Annotated in this window: 18 protein-coding genes; 9 read left to right on the top strand and 9 right to left on the bottom strand. The window is 43.5% G+C overall.

Features of this window, described 5'->3' with window-relative positions; genetic code table 11:
- Window positions 1–8: 8 nt before the first annotated feature.
- From AB4135_RS05765 to ampD, 8 genes are all read right to left on the bottom strand, one after another.
- Window positions 9–2,225, bottom strand: coding sequence for a patatin-like phospholipase family protein (locus tag AB4135_RS05765; RefSeq protein ID WP_371991105.1), 2,217 nt, complete (start codon window positions 2,223–2,225; stop codon window positions 9–11).
- 82 nt (window positions 2,226–2,307) lie between these two features.
- On the bottom strand, window positions 2,308–6,783 hold the full coding sequence (locus tag AB4135_RS05760) for an EAL domain-containing protein (protein WP_371991103.1): 4,476 nt from the start codon (window positions 6,781–6,783) through the stop codon (window positions 2,308–2,310).
- 164 nt (window positions 6,784–6,947) lie between these two features.
- Window positions 6,948–8,378, bottom strand: a complete 1,431-nt coding sequence (gene lpdA / locus AB4135_RS05755) for a dihydrolipoyl dehydrogenase (RefSeq protein WP_371991101.1) — start codon at window positions 8,376–8,378, stop codon at window positions 6,948–6,950.
- 171 nt (window positions 8,379–8,549) lie between these two features.
- Window positions 8,550–10,532, bottom strand: a complete 1,983-nt coding sequence (gene aceF / locus AB4135_RS05750; protein ID WP_371991099.1) for a dihydrolipoyllysine-residue acetyltransferase — start codon at window positions 10,530–10,532, stop codon at window positions 8,550–8,552.
- A gap of 12 nt (window positions 10,533–10,544) precedes the next feature.
- Complete coding sequence (gene aceE, locus AB4135_RS05745; protein WP_371991097.1) at window positions 10,545–13,208, bottom strand: pyruvate dehydrogenase (acetyl-transferring), homodimeric type; 2,664 nt, start codon at window positions 13,206–13,208, stop codon at window positions 10,545–10,547.
- Between the two features lie 68 nt (window positions 13,209–13,276).
- Window positions 13,277–14,029 (bottom strand): pyruvate dehydrogenase complex transcriptional repressor PdhR, encoded by a 753-nt coding sequence (pdhR, locus tag AB4135_RS05740; protein WP_020914714.1) that lies wholly within the window; start codon window positions 14,027–14,029, stop codon window positions 13,277–13,279.
- A gap of 291 nt (window positions 14,030–14,320) precedes the next feature.
- Window positions 14,321–15,172 (bottom strand): beta-lactamase regulator AmpE, encoded by an 852-nt coding sequence (gene ampE, locus AB4135_RS05735; RefSeq protein WP_371991095.1) that lies wholly within the window; start codon window positions 15,170–15,172, stop codon window positions 14,321–14,323.
- 45 nt (window positions 15,173–15,217) lie between these two features.
- On the bottom strand, window positions 15,218–15,760 hold the full coding sequence (gene ampD, locus AB4135_RS05730) for a 1,6-anhydro-N-acetylmuramyl-L-alanine amidase AmpD (protein ID WP_371991093.1): 543 nt from the start codon (window positions 15,758–15,760) through the stop codon (window positions 15,218–15,220).
- Between the two features lie 196 nt (window positions 15,761–15,956).
- Between ampD and nadC the strand changes: the two genes are divergently transcribed.
- Both nadC and AB4135_RS05720 read left to right on the top strand, forming a co-directional pair.
- Complete coding sequence (gene nadC / locus AB4135_RS05725) at window positions 15,957–16,841, top strand: carboxylating nicotinate-nucleotide diphosphorylase (RefSeq protein WP_371991091.1); 885 nt, start codon at window positions 15,957–15,959, stop codon at window positions 16,839–16,841.
- Window positions 16,842–18,285: 1,444 nt separating this feature from the next.
- Window positions 18,286–18,651, top strand: coding sequence for a type IV pilin protein (locus tag AB4135_RS05720; protein WP_371991089.1), 366 nt, complete (start codon window positions 18,286–18,288; stop codon window positions 18,649–18,651).
- Between the two features lie 288 nt (window positions 18,652–18,939).
- Here AB4135_RS05720 and AB4135_RS05715 read toward each other — a convergent pair whose 3' ends face one another.
- Entirely contained in the window at window positions 18,940–20,298 is a 1,359-nt protein-coding gene (locus AB4135_RS05715; protein WP_371991087.1) for an O-antigen ligase family protein, read from the bottom strand.
- Between the two features lie 354 nt (window positions 20,299–20,652).
- On the opposite strand from AB4135_RS05715, the gene pilB reads away from it, so the two are divergent.
- The 7 genes from pilB to mutT all read left to right on the top strand — a co-directional run bounded on the left by pilB (window position 20,653) and on the right by mutT (window position 26,891).
- Window positions 20,653–22,359 (top strand): type IV-A pilus assembly ATPase PilB, encoded by a 1,707-nt coding sequence (gene pilB / locus AB4135_RS05710; RefSeq protein WP_371991085.1) that lies wholly within the window; start codon window positions 20,653–20,655, stop codon window positions 22,357–22,359.
- Between the two features lie 42 nt (window positions 22,360–22,401).
- On the top strand, window positions 22,402–23,673 hold the full coding sequence (locus AB4135_RS05705) for a type II secretion system F family protein (protein WP_371991083.1): 1,272 nt from the start codon (window positions 22,402–22,404) through the stop codon (window positions 23,671–23,673).
- Between the two features lie 40 nt (window positions 23,674–23,713).
- Window positions 23,714–24,625 (top strand): A24 family peptidase, encoded by a 912-nt coding sequence (locus tag AB4135_RS05700; protein WP_371991080.1) that lies wholly within the window; start codon window positions 23,714–23,716, stop codon window positions 24,623–24,625.
- A gap of 240 nt (window positions 24,626–24,865) precedes the next feature.
- Window positions 24,866–25,471: a dephospho-CoA kinase gene (coaE, locus tag AB4135_RS05695; RefSeq protein WP_371991078.1), complete on the top strand. Its 606-nt coding sequence runs from the start codon at window positions 24,866–24,868 to the stop codon at window positions 25,469–25,471.
- Between the two features lie 8 nt (window positions 25,472–25,479).
- Complete coding sequence (gene zapD / locus AB4135_RS05690) at window positions 25,480–26,214, top strand: cell division protein ZapD (RefSeq protein ID WP_371991076.1); 735 nt, start codon at window positions 25,480–25,482, stop codon at window positions 26,212–26,214.
- A 48-nt stretch (window positions 26,215–26,262) separates the two neighbouring features.
- Window positions 26,263–26,499: a DNA gyrase inhibitor YacG gene (gene yacG, locus AB4135_RS05685; protein WP_371991074.1), complete on the top strand. Its 237-nt coding sequence runs from the start codon at window positions 26,263–26,265 to the stop codon at window positions 26,497–26,499.
- Window positions 26,496–26,891: an 8-oxo-dGTP diphosphatase MutT gene (gene mutT / locus AB4135_RS05680; RefSeq protein WP_371991072.1), complete on the top strand. Its 396-nt coding sequence runs from the start codon at window positions 26,496–26,498 to the stop codon at window positions 26,889–26,891. The genes yacG and mutT overlap by 4 nt, the downstream gene beginning before the upstream one ends.
- Window positions 26,892–26,978 lie beyond the last annotated feature (87 nt).

The following is a 26,978-nucleotide window of genomic DNA, read 5'->3' as shown; positions in this document are numbered from 1 at the left end:
CGTTGACGCTACCAGTTTTTACCGATGAATAAAAAGATCGTTTTCTCGCCATCATCCGACGCGCCAAAACCAAATGCAGCAGGACCCACCCCGGTATCAATGCCTAAAAACAAACTGCCTGAGTAGATCAGGTCATCGAGTGAAACACTGTCTTTTTGAGTCCACACATTACCCGCTTCAAGGCTGGTACCTAAATACAGAGGGTACTCCGTCATACCTAATACATCTCGACCTAAATCATACTGATAGACGAAAGCTCCAAATATCTTATGCGAGCCATAAAGCGCATTTTTATGGTATCCCGAGAGGTTCAAGAAGCCACCTAACTCAGAAACATTGACGGTAAACACGCCGTCCTTGTCGACTGTTGCTAAGGAAGCGATACCGACAAAGGCATGATTACCAACGCCAACGGCGCCGCGCCAATCGGCTTCGTATTGCATTGAGAAATTTGACGAGTCATCAAAACCTTCAAGATCGTAGTTCTCTTTTCTCATATAAACATTGAAGGTAAATCGGTTACCCGAGGTAGGAAAATTAATACTGTTGAGATCATCATAAGCAAATTTAATATACCCTCCGTAGCCAGAGTAATCTACGGTGCCCAAACCCCACAGATCATTTACAAGATCACCAGTTTCGCCCAAGAGGCCAAACTCAATCATGCCATTTTGGGTATAATTGATGCCAATACCCGCTTCTGCTCGATATGAGGTCTGCCTTAATTCAAATACTCGGCTATTATCTTCAAAAAAGCTCCAATCTTTTAACTCATACTCAACCCGAGTCCGACTGAAGTAATCTTGATCTTTCGATAATGGTTGATAAAACTCTGAAGCAAGTAACTTATCAAACCCTAGCGATATTTCATTACGCCATTCACCACCATTTTCAGTTAAATTGGTCATGGTATAAGCAACATCAAGCGACACCACTGAGTCCAGACTAAAGTCGTCTTCCCAGCTAAAGCCCAAGTCAAAGTAATTTGGTCCCCATGACTTAGCCGTAGTCGTTACCGTTAATACTCTGCCATCTTCCGTATCAGTAAACTCAGCATCGACACGTTCAAACTTATCTAAGGCATAGATCCGTGCAATACCTGCTTCAAGGGACGCTGTGGTGACATGGTCACCAACACTTAGGTCCAAATTATCTGCGAGTAACTTTTCACTGACTTTAGATCCATTCGCATAAATGACTTTAATCAGTGGACGATCTATCTCTTTTAACCACTGCTCACTTTTTTGTCTTTTAGCTGCTAGGTAAATTTGGAAGTCAGCTTCATCAATTGATAGCTTATCTAGTCTTGACGAATTTTCTCTGGCAGCAATTTCTCCTAACGGTAAGGCGATAGGCATAATGCTAAAATCTGTCGTACTCAATTCACCAATATTCGGTCGAATTAAAATATCACTATCCGTTAATAGCGATTTTTGTTTTTCAGAGCTAGCGTTAGTCAAAATTGTCGAAAGCTGATTGAGCACAGCAAGAGTACTATCGAGTTGCTCCTTACCCACCAGCGGTGAACCAATATCAACTGCAATGACGATATCAGCCCCCATATCTTTAACCACATCAATAGGCATATTATTGGCGATACCACCATCGACAAGTAAACGCCCATCGATAACTGCGGGCTGTAATGCTCCAGGCACAGATGCAGATGCCTGCATTGCCGCAACGATACTGCCACTGCTTAATACAACCGGCTCACCGGTAGCCAAATTTGTTGCTACAGCCCTAAAAGGAATTGATAACTCATCAAAATGACCAAGTTGATGAACAAGGTTGGTCGAACTTCTCAATAGCAACGACATACTCTGACCACGAAGCAGACCCGCTGGCATTTTAACTTCTTCATCGCTGTAGCCGATATTGATGGGGATGTTATATTTATCTCTTGTTTCTTTATCCCTAAAGCTAAGCGCTTCACGGGGAATGGTATCTGAATAGCCTTGGTCCCAATTGGTATTCATCATAATGGCTTCAATTTCTGCGGCGCTATAGCCGAGTGCATACATGCCACCCACGTATGAACCTATACTGGTGCCAGTGATGTAATCAATGGGGATATTTTTCTCTTCGAGCACCTTAAGCACGCCAATATGAGCAGCACCTTTAGCGCCTCCACCACTGAGTACCAGACCTATTTTAGGTCTTTCTGTAGCGCTCGCATATGACTGGAAAAACACAAACAAACAAAGAATAATAATTCTATGTATCATAATGACTTATTCAACTCTAATAATGATATTTTAACCTAGGGTATTTAACTAATTAGTGCAAGCTTTAGGGGGTCGGGCTCAGCTATTGCAGAGCTTCAGGCTGTAAACTCAATTCAGATCGAGCGGCCATGTAAACTGCTAAATCAGTCGATGACATCGGCTTGGCAAAGTAATAACCCTGTATAACATAACAGCCACGACTAAAGACCTGCTCTAACTGTTCGTGGGTTTCGACACCTTCAGCCACAACATCGAGCTTTAAGTTTCTTGCCAGCTCAATGATACTACTTGCTATCGCTTGATCAGCCTTATTAGTTGCGATATCAATAAGGAATGAACGATCGATTTTCAACGTGTTCACTTCAAAATGACGCAGATACGCTAGCGATGAGTAGCCAGTACCAAAATCATCAATTGCGACATCAACGCCCAATGCTTTGAGTTCTTTTAGGTGTTGTTTAGCGACTTTAAGCTCTTTCATTAACACGCCTTCGGTGATCTCAAGCGACAAAGCATGATTTGGCATACCTGTTTCAGCTAGACACTTCTGCACCCCTTGAATAAAGTCGCGCTGACGGAAATGCAGTGCTGAGATATTGACTGACACCTCAAGAGGCTCAGACAATGTTTGTGCCCAGTGCGCGCCGTGACGACAAGCTTCTCGCATCACCCAACGGTCAATTTCTACAATCAGCCCACAAGCTTCTGCAACCTTAATAAATATATCGGTACGCACATAGCCATCTTGTGGATGGTTCCAGCGTAACAGCGCTTCAACCCCAACAAGTTTATCGTTCTGTAAAATATCTATCTGAGGCTGAAAATGAAGTTCAAACTCATCTCTTTCAATCGCTTTTCTCAGATCGGCTTCTAGCCTTAGGTGATAAAGTGCTTCCGCATTACGATCTTGAGAATAATATTTGAAGTTTCCTTTGCCTTCTTCTTTGGCATGGTACATTGCTAAGTCAGCGTTTTTAATCAACGTTTCTGGCTGCTTAGCATCTTCAGGCCACAGGCTGACTCCAATACTGGTAGAGATATGAAACTCTCGCCCATACAGGTCAAACGGGCGCTGAATGCTCGCTAACAGCTTTTCGCAAAGCTGATTGATACTGTCTATATCAATATCATCACGCAGCAAGATAACAAACTCATCACCACCAAAGCGGCATAGTACATTTTCTTGAGAAATGAATGTTTGTAACCGATTCGATGCTTCAACCAATAAAGCATCACCCATACTATGGCCATATGAGTCATTCACGTGCTTAAAACGATCTAAATCTAAAAACAGTAAAGCAAGCTTACCGCCCTCTTTTTCCGCTTGATAAATAGATTGCGACAATTTACTGGAAAATAAAGAGCGGTTGGGTAAGCCAGTTAATACATCATAGTTGGCCAATCGGCGTAAGTCGGCCTCAGTGCGTTTACGATCGGTGATATCAGAGAATACCACCACGTAATGAGTAGCCTCGCCATTTGCATTCAAAATTGAAGAGACGTTTAACCACACAGCGCACTGCTGATCGTTGGCGCATGCGACAGTACATTCTCCGGTCCAACTCAACCCATGCTGCAACAGATCTGCAATATGGGTACCTGAGTTTTTGCCGAGCAATACCTCAGAGAAAGATTGGCCTATTAGCTTGCTGGACGTAAAACCTAGAATATCTTGAGCAGCTTTGTTGGTCACCTGGATCAGCTCATCTCGGTCATAAATAAGAACGGCTTCGGTGGTATTTTCAAATGCTTGAGCTAATAGATAAACATCATCTTTAAGCTGACGTTGCTCGGTAATGTCAGTGTAAATGCCCGCAACTCGCTCGATTTCACCATTAAGACGATTACGCTCAACGGGTCGCCCTAATACTCGGATCCAGCCCCAAGTTAGATCATTACGCTGATAACGATACTCCACTTCAAAGCGATCGACTCGCTCTTCGATCATATCTTTCCAGGCTATTAGAACGTTACTTTTATCTTCATTATGAATAGGGATTTGAGCGAGTTTAAAGTAGACATGACTTTCCTTAGCACTCAATAATCCACCCACATTTTCAAGCCTAAAGATATCGGTCTCTAGGTGCCACTCCCACAGCTCGGAGTCACTGCCTTTTAATGCTTGTTTGAGTCGATTCTCACTTTCTGTCAGTGCAGAGTTTATACTTCGAAATGCCATTACCTGTCGTTGCCTAATAAAGATAACCGCTAAACCAATTAGCAAAATCCCTATTAACATTAGGCCTTTAAACCAGCGAGTTTGCCACCAGTACATTTCAACTTCAAAGGAGAATGAAAAAGGTTCAGCTGACCAAACTTCATTCTGTAAGCTGATTATCTCAAGTATATGAGTGCCTGAATCTAAACCAGAAATATTAAGTTGAGATTGACCATCTAAGAAGATAAAACTGCCACCATTTTTATCTTCTGGCCGGCGTAAACGGTACTGAAGTTGTAGCGGTTTTTCATTGAGATAGTTTGAGCGAGCTAATTGGAAACTCACCAATTGCGCGCCAGGTAAAATATGATGTCCCTGTTGTGGAACTAGACTAATTTCAGTTCGAGATTCAAAGTAAACTTCCATCGACTCAAGCAATATCGTGTCTTTTATCGTTCTATTCTTAAGCTTGTCGACATCCAGTAACATCGCACCGTCAGGAGTGCCAATATAAAGCCCTTCTGCTGAAGTGAGCACAGCCCCTTCGTTAAGCTCGTCACTAATAAATCCATCTTCTGGGGCAATGACAACAATATCTTCAGTTAACGTATCAAAGCGAATAATGGATCGCGGACAACCAATCAACCGATAGCGACCAACTTCTTCAATAAAATAAACACTATTACAGTCAACCTTCCAATCACCTGTTAAAGAGCGCGTTAAACCTGTTTTATGGTTGTATTCAACCGCACCACGATTCTTAAGTCCTAACCACCAAAGTTCAGGCTCTACTTCTCTAATAATGCTAACCGAAGCCGCTCCTTGCCCCTCACCAAGCGGCGCAGTGACTGGACGATAGTGATTATCTTTATCCAAATAACCGAATAAACGATCACCACCAAGCCATAAGCGCTGTGAACTATCACGCCCAACCTGTTTAACCTTTTGTATTTGAACAATGCTCTTATCAGCACTTAGACTTACATATTGGGGTTTTGCCAAACCTGGCTCCCAAAAGAACAGCCCACGGTTGGTGGCAAACCAAATCCGCCCTTGGATCAGCGTGTCGAAATAGGTGTTATAAACCGTTTTATTCTCTAGACTGCCTGTTCCTCCCATCCAATCTGCAAATGTCTGCGTATGGAAGGTTTTTGTATTAACAACTGAAAGCCCACTGGTGCTAGAGAGCAATATATTTTGCTCATCGAGTGCATCGATATTATAAATACTGTCATTGAGATCGATATTCTGCGGAGTAATGAAATAGGGGTGTTTAGTTTGTCTGTCGATAAGCAAAAGTCCAGCGTCAGTGCCAAGCCACAAATCTTCATCATCAGAATAGATAGACCAAATCACTTCATCTGGCATATTGTAAGGCACTGATTTACTAAACTGCTCAAGCAAGAAATCTGGTGTATCTGCCAGCACTGCAACACCATCACCCGAACCACCGACCCAAATAAGACCAGTATTATCTACAGCGAGATCATGGATATAATCGATATTAGAATTCTGCTTAACTTCATTACCGTATGGTTCTACAAGTTGGGAGTCAGGTTGCCACTTAAGTAAACCGGCACGGCTCGCCAACCAAAGAAACCCATTTTTGTCCTCGGCAATATGAGTAATGTAATAGGGTAGTTGTTCAACCTGTTTGAGGGATAAATCTTGTTCAACTAGCTCAAAGAAACCTTTGCTAGAACTAATCCAGACTCGATTGTTGGAATCTCTAAGTATTTGCTCAATGCGTCCATAAGTTTCTTGCCAAGCAAGTACCGCGACTCTTTCACCAACCTTATCTCGGACCTCAATTCTTGCTTCGGTCGCCACCACGATTCGATCATCCGAGATCGCCGACATTGCTCGCCAAGGGTAATCTTGATTACTGGTTAGGAAATTTAGTCGTGCTAATGACATTTTGCTGTAGTTAAAACGTAACAGCTCTCCCTCTTCGGTGAGAATGATCCGATTGCCTTGATCATCTTCAATCTGTGAGGTGATGCCCATTCCTGCGAACTCAGGGAAAAGCGTAGGGCTACCAAAAGCGGTAAAAGTATTGGTGAATATGTCATACAGGTAAATGTCGTAGAAGCTACTCACCAGCAAGTGACGTTTACTAAGAGGAGAGACCATTTTAATATGGTTATCAGTGAGCTTAGAGTCTAAGCCAACCTGATCCAGTCTTCTAATTTTGCTACTACCGACACGATAAAGCCCCTCCTCGGTTGCTAACCAAGTAAAGCCATGCTCATCAAAACTGATATCCCATACTGTGCCGTTAATTAGGCCATCACTGGCAGTAAAAATGCGTTGTACCACGCCACTGGCAAATACCGATGTCGAACAGATAAGCAACAAAATGACAAAACCAAACCACTTTTTTATAATTTTTATTCTCATTTGCATATACCCAATTTTGCTTGGATATAGAGGTTTTAAGCCTTAACTTGAATGTATCATTTAGATAACACAGAATCACGCATTGATTAGCACAAATCCCATATTTACGGGATTTAGAGCATAAAAAAAGCGCTCATTTGAGCGCTTGATTTATTAGAAAAGTCTTACTTTTTCTTCTTCTTTGCCTTTGGGTTTGGCAAATCAGTAATTGAGCCTTCATACATCTCTGCAGCAAGACCAACTGACTCATGTAATGTTGGATGAGCATGAATGGTTAATGCTAAATCTTCTGCATCACAACCCATTTCAATGGCTAGACCAATTTCACCAAGCAATTCGCCACCATTAACACCCACAATAGCACCACCGATAACACGATGAGTCTCTTTATCGAAGATAAGCTTAGTCATACCTTCGCTCGCATCTGATGCGATAGCACGGCCACTTGCAGCCCAAGGGAAAGTTGCAGTTTCGTAAGATACGCCCTGCTCTTTGGCTTCTTTCTCAGTTAGGCCAACCCACGCGACTTCTGGATCTGTGTAAGCAATTGATGGAATAACTTTAGGGTCGAAGAAGTGCTTAAGACCAGAGATAACTTCAGCAGCAACATGACCTTCATGCACACCTTTATGCGCAAGCATTGGTTGACCAACGATGTCACCGATAGCAAAGATATTAGGCACGTTAGTACGCATCTGCTTATCAACATTAATGAAACCACGCTCATCAACATTAACACCCGCTTTCTCAGCGTCTAGGCCTTTACCATTTGGCGTACGACCAATAGCAACCAGCACTGCATCGTAACGCACAGGCTCGCTTGGTGCTTTCTTGCCTTCCATAGTAACGTAAATGCCGTCTTCTTTAGCTTCAACTGCGGTCACTTTAGTTTGCAAAATTAAGTTGAATTTCTTCTTAATTTGCTTAGTGAAAACACGCACAACATCTTTATCAGCCGCTGGAATAACTTGATCGAACATCTCTACAACATCGATCTCGCTACCTAGAGACGAGTATACAGTCCCCATTTCTAGACCGATAATACCACCGCCCATAACCAATAACTTACCAGGTACTTCTTTAAGCTCTAGTGCGTCAGTTGAATCCCAGATACGTGGATCTTCATGCGGGATAAACGGTAGTTGAATTGGACGAGAACCTGCAGCAATAATTGCATGTTCAAAATGGACCACTTTAACGCCGTCTTCGCCTTGAACTTCTAGCGTGTTAGGGCCAGTGAACTTACCAAGACCATTAACCACATCAACTTTACGCATTTTAGACATTCCGCCTAATCCGCCAGTAAGCTGACCAATTACTTTCTCTTTAAAGCCACGAAGCTTATCAAGATCAATCTTTGGCTCACCAAAAACAACACCGTGATCGGCAACAGCTTTAGCTTCTTCAATCACCTTAGATACATGAAGCAATGCTTTAGATGGGATACAACCAACGTTCAAACAAACGCCGCCCAATGTGCTGAAGCGTTCAACGATGACAGTATCTAGACCTAGATCCGCAGCACGGAATGCCGCTGAATAGCCCGCAGGGCCTGCGCCTAGTACAACTACCTGAGTTTTGATTTCGTTACTCATGTTTTCCTCTATTCTTTTTATTTCGTTGGCGGAAGCACCGTCTCAACGATAAAGTGTGGCCAAATTAGGATAGATCCTTTGTAGGTGGCCGCATTTTAACCTTTGTTTGATACTGATCACAATCCTAGTCGTAACAGAAAAAAGGCCGCTCAACATGAGCAGCCTTCAACTTTACAAAATAAGCGTACGAATATCGCTGAGGATGCTGGAAAGCGTGACGCTGAATCGCGCCGCCATAGCACCATCAATAACACGGTGATCGTAAGATAATGACAGTGGTAGCATTAACTTAGGCTCAAAGTCTTTACCATTCCACTTAGGCTTCATTTCAGATTTAGACACACCTAAAATAGCCACGTCAGGATAGTTAACGATAGGCGTAAATGCCGTACCACCAATACCACCTAGACTTGAGATAGTGAAGCAGCTGCCCTGCATATCGGCAGACTTCAATTTGCCATCACGAGCACGAACAGAGATATCCATCAATTCACGTGAAAGCTCCACAATGCCTTTCTTATCGACATCACGTACCACTGGCACCATTAAACCATTTGGCGTATCAACAGCGACACCAATATGGAAGTACTTTTTCTGGATCAGTGACTCACCGTCAGCACTTAAACTTGAGTTAAATACTGGGAATTCAGCTAACGCTTTGGCAACCGCTTTCATCATAAATACTAGCGGCGTGATCTTGTAATCCGCTTTCTTCTTAGCAGCCAAAGTGTTCTGGTCTTTACGGAACGCTTCAAGCTCAGTGATATCTGCTTCATCAAACTGCGTCACGTGCGGTATGGTTACCCAGTTACGATGCAGGTTAGGGCCAGAGATCTTCTGGATACGGCTTAGCGGTATCTCTTCGACTTCACCAAACTTGGCGAAATCAACTTTTGGTGCAGCAATCACGTTCAAACCACCCGCACCACCCGCAACAGCGGTAGCAGCAGAGGCTTTAGGGCGACTCAGCTCATATTTAATAAAGGCTTGAACATCTTCTTTTAGAATACGTCCTTTACGGCCTGTACCTTTAACAAGCGTTAAGTCAGCACCAAACTCACGTGCTAAACGGCGTACTGCTGGTGATGCATGTACCGCGCCTGTTTTAGGTTGGCTGCCGGCACTTGGATGATGCGGCACCGGTGGCTTACTTGCCGCCGGCGCAGCTGGTGCTACCGGAGCAGGTGCACTTGCTACCGGAGCAGGTGCTGCGACTGGAGCAGGTGCACTTGCTGCTGGAGCAGGTGCTGCGACTGGAGCCGTTGCTACCGTTTCAATGCTAGCGATTACGCTACCTTGAGACACTTTATCACCAAGCTTAACAGTCAATCCAACCACTTTACCGGCAACAGGTGCAGGGACTTCCATGGTCGCTTTGTCAGTTTCTAGCGTGATAAGGCCTTGATCAAGCGTGACTTCATCGCCAATAGCAACGAGTACTTCAATCACGTCAACATCCGCTGCATCACCAATGTCTGGCACAGCAATTTCTTGCACTGCACTCACACTCGCTGTCGGCGCTGGTGCAACAGGCGCTTCAGGTGCAGCCACAGGGGCTGATGCTGGAGCGGCAGCGCCAACTTCTAGCATCAATACTAATGAGCCCATAGACACTTTATCGCCAACATTCACTTTAAGTTCTTTAACGATACCTGCTGAAGGTGCTGGCACCTCCATAGTGGCTTTGTCTGTCTCAAGCGTAATCAAACCTGTATCCGCTTCAATCTTATCGCCTACGGCAACTAAGACTTCAATCACATCAACATCTGCTGCATCACCGATATCAGGCACTGCAACTTCAATTACTTGGGTACTTGTCGCTACTGGTGCTGGAGCAGCTGGAGCGACTTGAGCAGGAGCAGAAGGTGCTGGAGTCGCTACAGGAGCAGGAGCTTCTGCAGCAGGCGCTTCGCTTGCCGCTGCCGACATCATCGCAATCAACTTACCTTCTGACACGGTATCGCCTACAGCCACTTTAAGCTCGCTCAATACACCAGCAAAAGGCGCTGGGATATCCATAGTTGCTTTGTCACTTTCAACCGTAATGATTGATTCTTCTGCTGCAAGCGTATCGCCTACAGCAACACAGATTTCAATAACCTGAACTTCATCACCACCGATATCAGGAACCAAAACTTCTTTTAATTCAGCCATTTTGTTTCCCTCTTACGCGTACTGTGGGTTGATCTTGTCAACGTCGATACCATACTCTTTGATGGCTTTAGTTAGCACATCAACAGGTAGCTCGTTACGGTCAACAAGGGCTTTCAGAGAAGCAATTACAATGAACTTAGCGTCAACTTCAAAGTGGTGACGTAGGTTTTCACGGCTGTCACTGCGGCCGAAACCGTCTGTACCAAGTACTTTGTAGTCAGTTGGTACGTAAGCACGTAGTTGCTCACCGTATATCTTCATGTAGTCAGTCGCCACAATCGCTGGCGCATCTTTCGATAACACTTCACTGATATATGGCACTTTTGGTGTTTCAGTTGGGTGCAGCATGTTGTAACGTTCTGCAGCCTGACCATCACGAGTTAGCTCGTTAAAGCTCGTGACGCTGAATACGTCTGTGGTGATCCCAAAATCTTTTGAAAGAGCAATAGCCGCTTTGCGAACTTGCTCTAAGATGGTGCCACTACCCATTAATTGCACAGAACCTTTACCACTACCTTGCAGGGTTTCAAGCTTGTAGATACCTTTAACGATACCTTCTTCGCTGCCTTCTGGCATAGCTGGCTGCTCGTAGTTCTCGTTCATCGTCGTTAGGTAGTAGAAAACATCTTCCTGCTCACCATACATACGACGAATACCGTCTTGTACCACAACTGCGATTTCGTAACCGTAAGTTGGGTCGTAAGAGATACAGTTTGGAATAGTGTTAGCCAACACATGACTGTGACCATCTTGATGCTGCAGACCTTCACCGTTTAGGGTTGTACGACCTGACGTACCACCAACCATGAAGCCACGTGCACGCATATCACCCGCTGCCCAAGCCATGTCACCAATACGTTGGAAACCAAACATTGAATAGTAGATGTAGAACGGGATCATTGGGGTATCGTTAACTGAGTAACTGGTCGCCGCAGCAACCCAAGATGACATTGCACCTAACTCATTAATACCTTCTTGCAATACCTGACCGGTTTTATCTTCGCGGTAGTAGGCAACTTGATCAGAATCTTGTGGTTCGTACTTTTGCCCTTCGTGAGCGTATATACCGACTTGGCGGAATAGACCTTCCATACCAAAAGTACGCGCTTCATCAGGAATAATAGGAACAATCTGCTTACCAATCTTCTTGTCTTTAAGTAGTGCAGTCAAAATACGCACAAATGCCATGGTGCTTGAGATCTGACGACCGTTTGAACCTTTAAGCACTGAATCAAAGATCTTCAATGATGGCACTTCAATCTCTTGTGAGAACTTCTCACGACGAGCAGGCATTGCACCGTGTAGTTCGGCGCGGCGCGCTTTTAGATACTGAACTTCTTCAGAATCTGCACCTGGATGATAGAAAGGAATATCCTCTAACTGATCATCGCTAATTGGGATATTGAAACGATCGCGGAAGTATTTAAGTGATTCAACACCCATCTTCTTCACGTTATGCGCGATGTTCTTACCTTCGCCCGCATCACCCATACCGTAACCTTTAACAGTTTTAGCTAGGATTACAGTTGGACGACCTTTAGTGTTTTTAGCATGCTGTAGTGCAGCAAAAATCTTAACTGGATCATGACCGCCACGGTTTAGACGCCAGATGTCATCATCTGACATGTTAGCAACCATCTCGGCAGTTTCAGGGTACTTACCAAAGAAGTGCTCACGGGTGTATGCACCGCCTTTAGCTTTACAGTTCTGGTATTCACCATCGACGGTTTCTTCCATCAATTGCAGTAACTTGCCGCTAGTGTCACGTGCAAGTAGTGGATCCCAGTAACGACCCCAAATCACTTTAACCGCTTCCCAGCCTGCGCCGCGGAATTCGCCTTCAAGTTCTTGGATAATCTTACCGTTACCGCGAACAGGGCCGTCAAGACGCTGCAAGTTACAGTTAACGATAAAGCATAAGTTATCTAACTCTTCGCGGGCAGCAAGACCGATAGCACCTAATGTTTCAGGCTCATCACATTCACCGTCACCTAAGAAACAGTAAACCGTTTGCTCTGAGCAATCTTTTAGACCACGATCGGTTAGATACTTAAGGAAACGTGCTTGGTAAATGGCTTGGATTGGACCAAGACCCATAGATACCGTCGGGAACTGCCAGTAGTCAGGCATCAATTTAGGGTGCGGGTACGAAGATAAACCTTTGCCATCAACTTCTTGACGGAAACCATTCATCTGATCTTCGCTAATGCGGCCTTCAAGGAAAGAGCGCGAGTAGATACCCGGTGCAATATGGCCTTGGAAGTAAACCAAATCGCCGCCGTCTTTTTCATTTGGACCGCGGAAGAAGTGGTTAAAACAGACGTCATAAATCGTTGCACTTGATGCAAAGCTAGAGATGTGACCACCTAGCTCTAGATCTTTCTTAGAACCACGTAGAACCATCGCCAATGCATTCCAACGAACGATAGCGCGAATTCGACGCTCCATCTCTTGGTTGCCTGGCATATGAGGCTCTTGGCCTGAAGGGATTGTGTTCAAGTAAGCGGTAGTCGCTTTGTAAGGTAGATGAGTACCATTACGACGCGCTTTATCAATCAACTTCTCTAATAGGTAGTGCGCGCGTTCAGGGCCTTCTTGCTCTAATACCGCTTGCAGTGAATCTACCCATTCCTGAGTTTCTAGTGGATCTAAATCTTGTAGCATATGTTCAGACATGACGCTGTCCTTCCCTATATACATTAATAATAAATGAAAAATATGGATAAAACGGTGTTGGCTTGTGCCTAATCACCGCTCTTTAAACGGCGCAGACTACGCTGCAACCGGCTATCTTCTTCCCTTACAGACAACATGACCTCTTCAATGTAACTTAAGTGTTCATTGGAGGCCTCTCTTGCTGCTTCTGGGTCACGGCGTACGATGGCAGCAAGCAATGCTCGTCTGTGATCGTTTGCCATGGTAGAGGCTTCTTCGCGTCGGCTTAAAAGCTCTAAGTTCTGTGCCACGTTTTTATGCAGCACAGGAGATAAACTTAAAACAAGATGTAGCATCGCCACATTATGTGATGCTTCAGCCACTGCACGGTAAAAACGTACAATCGCGTTAGCTTGATTTTCAACACCTGTCGCCGCTTCCACTTCGAGTATGGTGCGCTTGATATTTTGCATATCGGCATCATTACCACGCAATGCAGCAAAATAGGCCATCATGCCTTCAGTTGCATGACGAAACTCCAGCAAGTCATATTGACTTTCAGAGTCTGAATGCATGAGTTCAACGATAGGGTCGGCAAGACTTTGCCAAAGTTGTTCTTTTACATAGGTACCGCCACCTTGGCGGCGCATCAACAAGCCTTTTGCTTCTAGCTTTTGAATAGCTTCACGCAGTGATGGCCGTGACACTTCAAACTGCAGCGCCAATTCACGCTCAGGCGGAAGCTTTTGTCCTGGTTGAATACTGCCTTCCAGAATCATCTGTTCTAGCTGACCCATAATGACGTCAGATATTTTTGGCTGGTTTATTTTGCTATAAGCCATGTGGCCCTCAGCTCCTATTGTAAATTGGTCTTACCAATTTAATTGACTGAGCGCACTTTATCAAATCACACTTTAGATGTCTAGTTCGTGATCTGCATCATATGCATGCGCGATGTGTGAGCATAGCTGATTTTTTTCAACATGGGGTCAGACCAATGTTCCAATTGATATGTTTATCGTTGAAAAGTCTCTTAACAGCCTGCATTAGTAACGATTAAAAATTCTAGCGATACAAAAAGAGGGTCGCTTATTCACAGCAGACCCTCACATTTGGTTAAAGCGTTAGTGTGATTAACTCACCACCCCAAAAATTGTCATCAGCGACAGTACAGTAATCAGTAAGATAAAGTTACGTTTACTCAGCTGTAAAAGTGCAATCGTCGACTGCACACACACTGGCGCCGAAGAAGCTTCAGGTAGCTCCTCCGCTTCAATAGCGACTGTAGTAATAATATCTCGAGCCTGTGCTTTAGGATTAAGCGCTAACCCCATCCAAGATGAAATAGACTGCCTAAACTGGCCACTTAGTACATAACCAAAGGCAAAAATACGGCTTGGGAGCCAATCGAGTATAAAGAGTAGGGTATCAACCAATGGCAGTGAAAGCTCACGCTTACGACTATCTTCACTATAAAAGCGTACGGTACAATACAGCACTGCGCCAACAGGTCCGAAAATGATTAGGTATAAGGCAATGGCGCCATAATAACGATAATTAATCCAAGCAACGCTCTGCCCCACATGCTCACCTAGCTCCTGCTCAGTTACAGACTCAAGGCATTTGCTAGAGTCCAACTCAGCGGCATAGTTAAAACATGCTTGAGAGTCTCCACGACATGCCGCTTGAATATAGCGTTTAAAAGCTTGTCTTTGCTGGTTATGGCTAAAGCATAAAACTGCGACTGCAACCCACAAAACTAGGCTTACAGCTCCCCAAACCATGCCAGATACAAACCAAGAGACAATATTGATCGACAGTGCTGGTAATAGGAGCGCTAACGCCATCATCAATGTCGAACGCACTTGTTTATCACCAAACAACGCCTGATGATACTTAGCCAGCAGCACATCAAATTGCCAAGCGTCGGGCAGTAAACGCATGCGCTCAACAAAAATTGCGATTAATAACGAAAATAAAGCCATCGGATTCCATCCTCTATCTTCTAACTCAAAATAAGATCAGCGGCGCTAAAGTAATCCTTTAAAGCGTTGCCAATCAAAACTATCACCAGGATCGGTTTTTCGCCCAGGTGCAATATCACAATGACCCACAATCCTATCAGGTGTTAACGCCGGATAATGAGTAATCAATGTATTGGTTAATTCAGCTAAGCAGGCATACTGCTCATCGGTGTAGTCAATGTCATCAGAGCCTTCAAGCTCAACCCCTAAGGCAAAATCATTACAACCCGTTCTACCATCAAATACAGACACACCGGCATGCCAAGCTCTATCATCGCACGACACATACTGCACCAGCTCGCCGTCACGTCGAATAAGGAAATGCGCCGAAACTTGCAAGCCATCCAACTCTTTAAAACTTGGGTCTGCAGTGACATCTAAACAACCTTGGAACAGCTGATCAATGTAAGGTAAGCCAAAGCGACCCGCCGGCAAACTAATGTTATGTACAACTAACAAGCTGACTTCTTTTAACGGCCGCAAATTAAAATGCGGCGATAAACAAAAGCGTGCTTGAGTGAACCAGCCATCAATAACAGTGAATGACAATTTAAGCCTATAAATCTATATAGATAGTAGCACCACTTTATCAGGTTTAACCCTATGAATATAGTTGATGTTGAAGCTGACAAGCCCATAGATTTAAAACATTAAAATCGATAATACTAGGCTTTATGTTAAGATAAATACCCTATAAAATTACCCGTAAACTATGACGACTTAAAGTCAGTAAGGACAGCACATCATGCTTGAAAATGACATTCGACTCTCAGTCAAAGCCGCACTTGACGAAGATTTAGGTCATCAAGATGCTCACTCTTCGGTTTCACTGTCACAGCGCTGCGACGCGGATATTACTGCTCAACTTATTCCAGCAGATAGAATCGCACAAGCAACATTAATTACCCGCGAAGAGGGTGTTTTTTGTGGTAAGGCTTGGGCCGAGCAAGTATTTAATCAGCTCGGTGGCGAAGTTGCGCTGCATTGGCATGTGGATGATGGTGACTTAGTCGTACCGAACCAACTACTGTGTGAATTAGAAGGCCCTGCACGCGCAATTCTAACTGGCGAGCGCACGGCAATGAACTTCATTCAAACACTTTCCGGCGTAGCCACGCTAACCAAGCATTACGTTGACCGTTTATCAGGCACTCATACACAGTTGTTAGATACTCGAAAAACCATTCCTGGCCTGAGAACCGCGCAGAAATATGCGGTAACTTGTGGTGGTGGCAAAAACCATCGCATCGGGTTATTTGATGCATTCTTGATAAAAGAGAATCACATCATGGCTTGTGGCAGTATCGCCTTAGCCATTGCAGCAGCTCGAGCGCTACATGCAGACAAGCCAGTAGAAGTGGAAGTTGAGAGTATTGCAGAGCTGACCCAAGCACTCGATGCAGAGTCAGATATTGTGATGCTAGATAACTTTGATATCACCATGATGCTAGACGCAGTTGAGCTTAATAAGCAGTATAAAGCCAAAGGCAAGGGCGTAAAGCTTGAAGTATCCGGTGACGTCACCCTTGAAACCATTGCTGATTTCGCAAAAACTGGCGTCGATTATATTTCAGTCGGTGCGCTAACTAAGCATGTACGGGCATTGGATCTATCTCTAAGACTTAAATAGCCGTATTAAATAGCACTATATCTAGCAAAGGTTTTATTGGTCATTTAAAGCCTTTGCCAACTTCCCCGCGCAAGTTGAACTTAGCCCGCAATAAATACTTTCATTCACTGCTTATAATTCAATCGCCAAATATTTGATCATTGTTATTCTGGCTTATCTATTACCCTCTTTGCTTAAACATTCATCACTCTGGTTCATTTACCGTCGCAACAATAAACAGTGAACGCTCAAATAACAACCAAGCAAAAGTAATTAGCTCTTTTTATAAAATTGTCGCCGTTTATACCAAGCTCACAGATCAGCATTAAAGTTGTTAATAAGGCAATAATAAGCAAAGTGATAAGCCAAACTGCCATATTCAGCACTAAGCTCTAACTTGCCTTGGCACATGTTATGCCACCGCCTAGATGTTACAAGTTTGTAAGGAAATAATCCTAAACGGCAAAGATACTCGCCAAGATCAAGCTTACTTCAAACCAAGTTAATGGACTCTCAAACTTCGCATTAAAATGCACAAAAAACAGCCAGCAGCAGTACCAACCGAAACTGTGAACAAGTTAACAAAAACAGCGCTGCACTGGCGAAACATGCAAAATATTTCAGGATTGAAGCTTTAGACGGCGCTAATCTATTCATCTAACGGTAAGCGCCTTAAAAATGACACAACAGCATTAATCGTCAATATCTCCCGCAGTGACAATATATTGCTAGAACTTTTTGATACTACAAACACTACTTTTAGATGAATTGGCCATTAGTTTGCAACTTTGTGCTCATTTGCTATTCCAATTTATTTAACTTTGTACTAACTTTGCCTGTAGCCGAGACAGTTACTAGACAACCTCGGGCTTTATGGTTATTAACTTGAGTTTTTAGCAGTGCAAAGCTAAGTCGATTTCAATTTGCGTTATAGCATTCAATTTATTCAAGGCTATATCTAAAATGGGAATAACCGCTGGTAAATATGTATGCTAAATAGGCTATAGATATTTAACATGTAACATGAGGCAAAAGTAGTTTAGTTATCTCTTAATGTTTTATAAAAGAGAGCCCCAAAATATCTACCGATACGTTGGGACTAACTTTTAAAACCACTTGAAGCGATGAATGATTAAACTAACTGTTGTAATGGCTGCTGAACTAACTGTTAAAGTGGCTATAGCAACGTAAATGCTAGACCTTATATTTATAAAAAGTACAACCAATTAAAAACAAAGATAGACACTGACACCTTAGGTCGCGCTAAGCGTCTTATCGGGTAGTAAGCAGCAACTTTAGTGCTTAACCCGCTGACAATTAGCTTTGGATTTGGCGACATGCTAGCGCAGGAGCATCAAGCAAGGTTGAAGCACTATTAAACTAAGTAGTGGTATGTGCATCAATATGTGACCTCATTAAACTACGGCACATAGCACTCACTTGAAGCTTTCTAATGGAGATAGACATGACTATGATTTCAAATAGAGCAATGATGAACAAATCACAAATGAGCAAAGCTAAGGGCTTCACCCTAATTGAATTGATGATCGTTGTAGCGATTATCGGTATTTTGGCAGCGATCGCGATTCCTGCATATCAAGATTACACCAAGAAAGGTGCTGAAAATGCTTGTGGCATGGAGCTAAAAGCTTATGCCAATGCAGCGCAAATTACTTTGCATGAAGGTGGTACGCCTAAACCAGCCCCAACTACTGGCTCTTGCTTATCAATTACTACAGCAACTTCCATCGGGCAAACATTGACAGGTAAGCCAAGAAGTCCTGGTAAAGATGACCAAATACTTGTGCTGGGTTACACTGTTGGCAGCTAAGAGTTAAGGCTGTGAAAATAAACAAACCGCTCAATTGAGCGGTTTTTTATTCAATAACAAAGGCTTCGACGCTTCCTCTCCATCCTATCAAATAATGTCCACAAACACTATGTCAACGAATGATAAGTTCATATCCTCTGGGGTTAAGTTATAATCAACATATTTTGACTATAAATCAACTAAATCCACTGCACACGTGCACGCTTGCTCTTAATCACCCAACAGCTAAAAGCCAATGCGGTCACGAACATGCCAAATTTTCGAGAGCAGCAATAAAGCGCTGCAAAATTAATAGCTAATTAGGCCGTTAAACCAAATACGCGGCATAAATGCTGCTTTAAGCTCTTCGCTTTGATATGTTCCCAATACCATATATGTAACAACAATCGTCAAAATACATAGCTGTAAACGGTGTAACAGAGTTAACTTGTAATGCTGAAAGCTCAGAGTTTGCACTGACAGTGCAAGCATCACGACCAGCAGTAATTGCGCCATTGGCATAACCACTACACCACTAAATAAAGAATAAATCAGCGCTGCTACCGTTGCATAGATAATCGGTACTGATTGACTGTTTGCGCTATTTTTCAATGTCGCTAAAAACTGATATATCCAATACATAACCCAAGCCGTCAATACAACACAAGCAATCACGCCATACTCATAAAGCTGCTGCATCACAGAGTTGTGTGGATGAGCACTTGCTAAAGGCTTATTTTCCGCCCAGCTGAAACTCATCGGGCCAAAGCCAGTCCATGGTCGCTCAGGAATTGCATGCAACACATAAAGCCATAGATCGATTCGCCCAGATGACGTGGTTCTTATTTCAAAACTTGTTGTATCCATCAACCAGGTTGGTATAAGAAAAATTAAAACAAACCAAAGGATAATTCCAAGCAACATAGACTTCAATGAGGCTACAATAATCCTATTACGAATCTCTTTAGGCGAGAACAATGCAATAACTGCAAGTGCCAATACTAGCGATAGTATTGCTCCGCGCGCTTCAGTTTGTAACAGTGCCAACCAATGCAGAGCAATCAATGCTATAGATATTTTTTTAAACCTTGCTAATAAAGGCAAAACAAAAGGCAAGAAAAGCAGCGGTAGCAGCATCACCTGCAGTTGATTAAAAAATCGCACGTTAACATAACCCAATAATAAGCCATGAATATTGAAGCTTTGTGCATCTAAATAGGAGAACAGCAGAAACAGAATATATTTGTAAAATGTTAGCAGAGAAAACAGCAAGCTAAAGCCATAAATAAGGCCAAGCAGCTTATCTTGCTCAACCACTCTCATACAGGCTGACAAAAGATAAAACGCAACGATTAGCAAGACGATACTTGCAATCTCGACCAAGCCCCAATAGGGATGTTTGCTAACTAATGCAGAATAAGCAGCTAAACAAATAAATCCAGCTGTAACGAATTGAGTCGCTCTTGAAACTACTGGCAGATGCACATCTCTGACTACAAGCAGGCCTAGCGAAAAAATGCCTATAAAACCAACCGCAATCACACGCTTTAAATCATACTCACTACCTATTTCTAACACACCAATTAGGTTATAAGAAAAGACAGTGCTGAGCATAAAACATATAACAAATAGTATAAGCACTGCCCAAGAATAGGTTTTCAACGACACTCTTTTATCTCCAAACATGAATATTGTGAACGTTTACTGTTCTCGGGTAGTCATTACTCATTACAAGCCAGTGGTATGGCTACGACTTTAACCAAACATTCGCCAGATTAGTTCATTTTTAATTAGTAATTCAACTATATAAAACGTCAATTTCAAGGCACTAGCACGACATCTTTTAAGTAAAATTAAAAACAGCCTGCGAAACAAATATAAACCTTTGTTTTTAAAATAAATAACCACCACCTTTAAAACAACTTTTTTCTGTCACTCCGACAATTATTTTTATAAAAACATTCATGACAAAACCTATAAAAAACGTTATGATTTTTATACTTGTGTGCAACGGAAACGCCTATGCCATCCACTGGCCTACATTTGGGATTATCGACACTTTTTATTCGTAAAGGACTGCTTAGCGAAGAACAGTTGGCGCAAGCAATTGCGCAATCCCGAAAACACAAACAGTCTCTGGTGCGAACCATAGTAACCATTAAATTACTTTCAGCGCGTGAAGTTGCCGATCTTTGCTATGAAGAATATGGTACACCGCTACTCGATCTAAATGAATTTGATATTGCGGCTATTCCTGAAGATTTCCTCAATAAAAAGTTAATCGATAAGCACAAATGCTTACCGCTATTTAAGCGCGGTAATCGCCTCTATATCGCCACTTCAGATCCGACCAACATTGCCGCATTAGAGGATTTTCAATTCAGCGCAGGCTTACACGCCGAAGCGATCTTAGTTGAAGACGATAAACTCACTAAAGCACTAGAGAGCGTACTCGAAGAGGATATTAGCGCCCTAGATCTAAGCGCTATCGATGAAGAGGCACTCGCAGGTATTGAAGTTAGCGATACCGACAAGCGCGATGAGGAGCAAAACGACGGTAAAGATGACGCCCCAATCGTCATCTATATTAATAAAATCCTCACCGACGCCATCCGTAAAGGCGCATCAGATCTGCACTTTGAACCTTATGAGAAGCGCTACCGTATTCGCTTTCGCATCGATGGTATTTTACAAGAGGTGTCTGAGCCGCCAGTCAATTTATCGGCTCGTATATCGGCGCGCTTAAAAGTGATGTCAAAACTTGATATCGCCGAGCGCCGCGTACCGCAAGATGGCCGTATCAAGATGAAGATGTCCCGTACAAAATCCATCGATTTTCGAGTCAGCACTTTGCCCACTATTTGGGGTGAAAAAATCGTAATGCGTATTTTGGATTCATCTTCTGCGCAGCTAGGTATTGAAAAACTCGGTTATGAAGATGACCAAAGACTGATGTATGAAGAGATGCTAGCTAAGCCCCAAGGGATGATATTAGTGACCGGCCCTACCGGTTCTGGTAAAACCGTATCGCTTTATACTGGACTTAATATTCTTAATACTGCCGAGCGTAATATCTCCACCGCCGAAGATCCGGTTGAGATAAATCTTGAAGGCGTTAACCAAGTTCATATTAACCTTAAAGCGGGTTTAACCTTTGCCTCAGCGCTGCGCTCATTTCTACGCCAAGATCCCGATGTAGTGATGGTCGGTGAAATTCGCGACTTAGAAACCGCCGAAATTGCTATTAAGGCAGCGCAAACCGGTCATTTAGTATTATCGACCTTGCATACTAACTCTGCTGCAGAAACCTTAACTCGCCTAATCAATATGGGCGTACCAGGCTATAACATTGCCAGCTCGGTTAACCTTATTATTGCTCAACGCCTGTCTAGGCGTCTATGCCAACACTGTAAAGCCCCAGAAGATATACCCGCTGATGAGTTGCTAAAACTGGGTTTTAGCCAGCAGCAAATAGACACCGGAATAACGCCCTATAAACCTGTTGGCTGTGAGCACTGTACAGGTGGTTACAAAGGCCGTGTTGGTATCTATGAGGTGATGAAGATGTCAGATGAGATTGCTCGCACCATTATGGAAGGCGGTAATTCACTGCAAATCCTTAAGCAAGCTAAAACGCAAGGGATGCGAGATCTAAGGGATTCTGGTCTGCTAAAGGTTACTCAAGGTGTAACTAGTATCGCTGAAATAAACCGGGTTACTAGCTTCTAATGCTGATAAAAACAGTGGCTAACGACAATAAAAAGGGCACCGATGGCTATCGCAACCAGACAATCTAAGCAAAATAGAGAAAAGAAAAAAACTCAGAAAAGCCAACCCAAGGTTGTGACTTATTCATGGAAAGGGGTCAGCCGTGATGGTCGTCGCACCTCCGGCGAGCTCAGAGGCGTGTCTAGCGCTGAAATCAGGGCACAACTGAAAGCCCAAGGCGTTATCCCAAAAGCTGTGCGCAAAAAGTCTGCACCGCTGTTTGCCTCTGAGAAAAAAATCAAACCCATGGATATCGCCATGGTCACTCGCCAAATCGCCACCATGCTGGCAGCGGGAGTGCCGATTGTAACGACCTTAGAGCTATTAGGTAAAGGTCACGAAAAACCGAAAGTTCGTGAACTACTGGCAACGATTGTGAATGATGTGCAAGCAGGTATTCCGTTATCGGAAGCATTAAGACCCCACCGACTCTATTTTGATGACCTGTATGTTGATTTAGTTGCTGCGGGTGAGCACTCAGGCTCGTTAGATGCAGTATTTGATCGTATTGCGACTTACCGTGAAAAATCGGAAGCACTTAAATCAAAAATCAAAAAGGCGATGTTTTACCCCATTGCTGTAATAATCGTGGCGATCATGGTTACCGCTCTTTTATTATTATTTGTTGTGCCACAGTTTGAATCTATTTTTCAGGGCTTTGGCGCCGAACTGCCCGCTTTTACTCAGTTAATTGTAAACCTCTCTCGCTGGCTACAAGCCTCTTGGTATATCTTTGTGATTGCTATTGTCAGTAGTATTTGGTTATTTAGACGAACTCACCGTAATTCACAACTGTTTCGCGATAAAGTAGATGTATTTCTGCTTAAAATCCCAATCGTTGGCGAAATTTTACATAAAGGGGCGATGGCAAAATTCGCTCGAACCTTGGCGACCACCTTTGCCGCCGGCGTGCCACTGATTGATGGCTTGGAATCGGCAGCTGGCGCTTCTGGCAATGCGGTTTATAAGAAAGCGGTACTCAATATTCGCACCGAAGTGATGTCGGGCATGCAGATGAATGTTGCTATGCGCACCACAGGGCTATTTCCCGACATGATGATCCAGATGGTGATGATAGGTGAAGAGTCTGGCTCGCTGGACTCAATGCTCAACAAAGTGGCTAACATCTATGAGATGCAGGTGGATGATGCGGTAGATGGCTTATCCAGCTTAATTGAACCGATTATGATGGTGGTCATAGGCACTCTAGTTGGCGGTTTGATTGTCGGTATGTATTTACCTATTTTCCAACTCGGTAATGTTATTGGCGGCTAGACAGCCCCCTAATCTTTAGAAAGAAAATAAAAGAAGAATAATGACTGAATTAATAACTATTTTTGACCAAAACCTTTGGTTGTTTGTCTCGCTGAGCTTCGTGTTTGCTGCGGTTATTGGCAGCTTTTTGAATGTGGTGGTACACCGCTTGCCAGTAATGATGAAAAGAGACTGGCAACAGGAGTGTAATCACTATCTTGCCGAATATAAGCAGCCTGTGTTTGAGCAAAACCAAAAAGCACTTACTGCGCCAATCGATGAGTTTCCTGAAAAGTATAACTTGGTGGTGCCGGGCTCAGCTTGCCCAAAATGTAAAACCAATATCAAGCCGATACATAACTTGCCGATTATTGGCTGGCTGATGCTAGGCGGCAAATGCGCCGCTTGTAAAAACCCTATATCGGCGCGCTATCCAATAGTAGAGCTTATCACCGGCGCTTTAGTGGCTTTTCTAGCTTGGCATTTTGGTCCGACTATAGAGTTTGTCTTCTGCACCATTTTGACCTTTGCTTTAGTGGTGCTGACAGGTATAGATCTTGATGAGATGTTATTGCCCGATCAAATTACTTTGCCACTTTTATGGTTAGGTTTAATCTTAAATCTAAGTGGCACATTTGTGTCGATGTCAGATGCGATAGTGGGCGCCGCCGCCGGTTACTTAAGCCTTTGGAGCGTGTTCTGGGCATTTAAGCTATTAACCGGCAAGGAAGGCATGGGCTATGGCGACTTCAAGCTGTTAGCAGTATTTGGCGCATGGTTTGGCTGGCAAGTGTTACCTTTGGTAATTCTACTTTCATCACTGGTTGGCGCTATTGTTGGCATAACTTTGATCGCATTTAAAAAGCTTAACCAAGGTAACCCTATTCCGTTTGGTCCTTATATTGCTGCAGCAGGTTGGATAGCCATGATATGGGGCGAGTCGATCACTCATTGGTATCTGTCGACGCTTTAATTCTAGGTTCTAGCAAAGACGGTAAAGCCTTAAGCGAACGGTGAAAACTAAAAAAGTGACGGCATAAATGCCGACCTACTTTAAAAGAAGGTGCTGCAACACATGGAATCACCATCGAAAGCTAAATGGTGGTTGCTGTTGATTTGCTAACAGGACGTAGTCCGTCCTAACAGTGAGCTAGCGAACGTCCTAGTACCTAGGAACTTCTAAACTTTTACAATTAATTACTTTTGAGGAACTATGGCTGACTTCATTGTAGGCTTAACGGGCGGGATCGGCAGCGGTAAAACCACCGTCGCCAACCTTTTTGCCGATCTTGGCGTGGTGTTAGTCGATGCCGATATCGTCGCCCGTGAAGTGGTGAGTCCAGGCTCTGAAGGCTTAGCGGCTATCGTTGAACATTTCGGCGCAGACATCCTGCTCACCGATGGAAGCCTAGATCGCTCAAAGCTCAGAGAGCGTATCTTTGACAACGATGAACAACGCTTATGGCTAAATGGCTTACTGCATCCGTTAATCAGAGAAACCATGCTGAAAAACTGTAAAGAAGCTCAATCAAATTATGTAATTATGGTTGTGCCCTTGCTATTTGAGAATGGGTTAGATAGGTTAGTACAACGTACGCTTTTGGTTGATATTTCACCACAGCTGCAACAACAAAGAACAATGGCTAGAGATGATGTCTCCGCCAATCAAGTTCAAAATATAATAGGCAGTCAGGCCACACGCGCCGAGAAACTGTCAAAAGCTGATGATGTCATAGACAATCAAGGAGAGATATCGGCGTTAAAGTGCAAGGTAGACGCACTAAATTCACTTTATTTGAAGATATGCGGTAATACTTAAGCAACGCCATGACTGATTTAATCTATGAACAACCGCTCAATGAAAAAATACGTAGCTATTTAAGGCTAGAGTATTTGGCTGAGCAATTGCAGGCTAATTTAGATCACGATCACCAGCACCGTTGCTTTTACCCGTTATTTTCCCTATGTGAACTCACTGAGCGCTGCGATTACCGTGGTGAAGTGTTGAAAGATTTAGACAGACAACTATTTGCACTCTCTAAATGGCAATCTCTCCCGGCAATCAATAGCGAAGAAGTAGAAACTTATATCGCCAAACTTAGTGTTGCTAGGGAAGTCCTGCAGGTCTCAGAACGTCCGGGACAACAGATAAAACAAGACCGCTTTCTTGCAGCCCTTAGACAACGCTTTAACATGCCTGGAGCAAGTTGTAATTTTGACCTACCACAACTGCATTTTTGGCTGGCTAAATCATGGGAAGTGCGCCAAGCAGAATACCAAGAATGGATGAGTCAGTTTGCCTGCCTACTCTCGCCAATTAATCTGTTACTCGATCTGACACGCCAAACCACTGAGTACACAGAACATCAAGCTGCTGCCGGTTTTTATCAGGGAAACAGCGAGCAAGCTCTGTCACTTATCCGTGTAAAACTCACGCCGGAGCAAGGTTGTTACCCCACGATTAGCGGTCATAAAAATCGTTATGCTATTCACTTTGTACAATTTGATAAGCAGAAACATTCAGACCAATCGATTCAGTTTGAGTTGGCAACCTGCCCTTAAAAACGCTAATATCGTGCCACTGTCACTCAAGCACTAGCTAAATCAATTATGCCTCTTACTGTAAAATGCCCGACCTGCCAAACCGAAGTTACTTGGGATGATACCTCTAAATTCAAACCTTTCTGCAGCGACCGCTGCAAGTTAATCGATCTGGGGGATTGGGCCGCAGAGAAGAACGCCATTCCGGTTAAACCTGAATTCGATCCAGAGATGTTAGATCAACTCGGTTATGATGAAGCGGACTTTTTTATCGATGACGGTTCCATGGATGATAGAAAGCAATGAGCAAACAAGTACATGTTGCAGTAGGTGTCATTGAAAATAGCGCCCAAGAGATTTTACTAGCAAAACGCCATGAACACTTGCATCAAGGCGGTAAGTGGGAGTTTCCAGGCGGTAAAGTTGAATCAGCAGAAACCACTGCTCAAGCCCTTATCAGGGAGCTTAAAGAGGAGGTGGGTTTAGATGTGCTTAACACAACACCTATGATGGAGATCCACCATGATTACGGCGACAAAAAGGTGATACTTGATATCCACTGGGTCAAAGATTTCTCTGGCACTGCACAAGGGCTAGAGGGCCAAGCTGTACAGTGGGTCGCCAAGCAAGATCTAGTTAACTTTGAGTTTCCTGCTGCTAATAAAACAATTGTCGATAAGATTCTAGCAACGATTTAAGCGTAATTAGATAATTGTTAGACATAACACGTAAGCTATCCCCCCATGGGCTTAACAGACATAAATGTTCCAGACATTAAGCCCTAA

Source organism: Shewanella sp. 10N.286.54.B9 (assembly GCF_041468565.1).
GTDB lineage: Bacteria > Pseudomonadota > Gammaproteobacteria > Enterobacterales > Shewanellaceae > Shewanella.
This window is presented reverse-complemented; position numbering and strand designations above follow the sequence as displayed.

Coding starts and splice junctions, on each gene's coding strand:
- AB4135_RS05765 (WP_371991105.1), bottom strand. CDS start 2,225: ATGATACATAGAATTATTATTCTTTGTTTGTTTGTGTTTTTCCAGTCA.
- AB4135_RS05760 (WP_371991103.1), bottom strand. CDS start 6,783: ATGAGAATAAAAATTATAAAAAAGTGGTTTGGTTTTGTCATTTTGTTG.
- lpdA (WP_371991101.1), bottom strand. CDS start 8,378: ATGAGTAACGAAATCAAAACTCAGGTAGTTGTACTAGGCGCAGGCCCT.
- aceF (WP_371991099.1), bottom strand. CDS start 10,532: ATGGCTGAATTAAAAGAAGTTTTGGTTCCTGATATCGGTGGTGATGAA.
- aceE (WP_371991097.1), bottom strand. CDS start 13,208: ATGTCTGAACATATGCTACAAGATTTAGATCCACTAGAAACTCAGGAA.
- pdhR (WP_020914714.1), bottom strand. CDS start 14,029: ATGGCTTATAGCAAAATAAACCAGCCAAAAATATCTGACGTCATTATG.
- ampE (WP_371991095.1), bottom strand. CDS start 15,172: ATGGCTTTATTTTCGTTATTAATCGCAATTTTTGTTGAGCGCATGCGT.
- nadC (WP_371991091.1), top strand. CDS start 15,957: ATGCTTGAAAATGACATTCGACTCTCAGTCAAAGCCGCACTTGACGAA.
- AB4135_RS05720 (WP_371991089.1), top strand. CDS start 18,286: ATGACTATGATTTCAAATAGAGCAATGATGAACAAATCACAAATGAGC.
- pilB (WP_371991085.1), top strand. CDS start 20,653: ATGCCATCCACTGGCCTACATTTGGGATTATCGACACTTTTTATTCGT.
- AB4135_RS05705 (WP_371991083.1), top strand. CDS start 22,402: ATGGCTATCGCAACCAGACAATCTAAGCAAAATAGAGAAAAGAAAAAA.
- AB4135_RS05700 (WP_371991080.1), top strand. CDS start 23,714: ATGACTGAATTAATAACTATTTTTGACCAAAACCTTTGGTTGTTTGTC.
- coaE (WP_371991078.1), top strand. CDS start 24,866: ATGGCTGACTTCATTGTAGGCTTAACGGGCGGGATCGGCAGCGGTAAA.
- zapD (WP_371991076.1), top strand. CDS start 25,480: ATGACTGATTTAATCTATGAACAACCGCTCAATGAAAAAATACGTAGC.
- yacG (WP_371991074.1), top strand. CDS start 26,263: ATGCCTCTTACTGTAAAATGCCCGACCTGCCAAACCGAAGTTACTTGG.
- mutT (WP_371991072.1), top strand. CDS start 26,496: ATGAGCAAACAAGTACATGTTGCAGTAGGTGTCATTGAAAATAGCGCC.